This is a genomic window from Enterobacter cloacae complex sp. P13B, assembly GCF_014895915.1.
Taxonomy (GTDB): Bacteria; Pseudomonadota; Gammaproteobacteria; order Enterobacterales; family Enterobacteriaceae; genus Enterobacter; species Enterobacter bugandensis.
Map to the genome: position 1 here is coordinate 1 of NZ_JADBQN010000123.1, position 1,144 is coordinate 1,144.

Here is a 1,144-nt window from a genome sequence, read left to right on the forward strand (position 1 = left end):
CGTTAAGGATAACAAAATGGAAAAATCTGTAATTAATGGTCTAATCCGTCAGGCTGCCGAGGGTAAACCATTCGAAGGTGCTCGTATTGAAGTACCAGTAAACCAACTACGTGCAACCTCTACCGCTCCAGCTACTGGTGGTGATCTAGTTAAAGAAGTTTATGTAGATTCATATATTGATGTTCTACGTGCTAACTCTGTTTTTGCACAACTACCAATTCAAACTTTCTCTGGTCTAGAAGGTGAAGGTAATTTAGTACTACCAAAACTATCTTCTGATTTCACTGCGATGTTTGATTTCATCGACGAAGGTGCTGATTCCCCACTAGTTGATGCAAACTTTGAAAAACTAGTACTTAAGCCTAAGACTTTCTCTGGTTCTGTACCAATTACCCGTACTCTAATTAAGTCTGCTGATACCGCAGAACGTTATGTACAGGATGCAATGGTACGTGGTGCTGGTCTAAAACTCGAAAAAGAAATTCTTGCACAGATCGTTACCGCAGCTCCTTCTAAAACTCTAACTGCTGCTATTACACAAGCTGATGTACAAGCCGCTCTAGGTCAACTAGCCGCTGCAAACGTACGTATTGATAACGTAGTTGCTATCGTACACCCGTCTACCGCAGCCGTTCTACGTAGTACCCTAGTCGGTTCTAACACCGCAGCTAAGTACATGATCGAAGGCTACCGCTTTGAAGCATACTTGTGTGATTCCGTACGCGTTATCGAATCTACCCAAGTTGCCGCAGGCAGTATCATCTTTGGTGACTTCTCTAACGTAGTTCTTGCTTCTTGGGGTGGGCTAACTGTAGATCGCGATGATACTACTCTACGTGCAAGCCAAGGTATTGTACTACGTACATTTGCTTTTATTGACCATTCTATTAGTCATGAGGAAGCATTCCTAGTAGTTAAACTAGCGGCTTAATATATGAGAGAGTTTAGTAATAGCCAAACAAAGGCACTACTAAATTCTTTCGGTGAAGATCTCGTCATTGTTCAGGATGAAGTAACAAGTACTGTTACAGTGATATTCGAGCAAGACGAGATTTTTTTTGAAGATACACAATCTACCGTGAATTATTTTACCTCAAATTCTGGTTTACCAATGGGTATTACTTTTGAACGCAATGGTACTACT

General features: G+C 41.2%; 2 protein-coding genes. Both read left to right on the top strand.

What is annotated here, in order from left to right:
* A partial coding sequence (locus IM273_RS22225; protein ID WP_226857988.1) for a phage major capsid protein occupies positions 1-931 on the top strand: 931 nt, incomplete at its 5' end.
* A gap of 3 nt (positions 932-934) precedes the next feature.
* Positions 935-1,144: hypothetical protein (locus tag IM273_RS22620; protein WP_226857989.1), on the top strand; the 210-nt coding region annotated here is incomplete at its 3' end.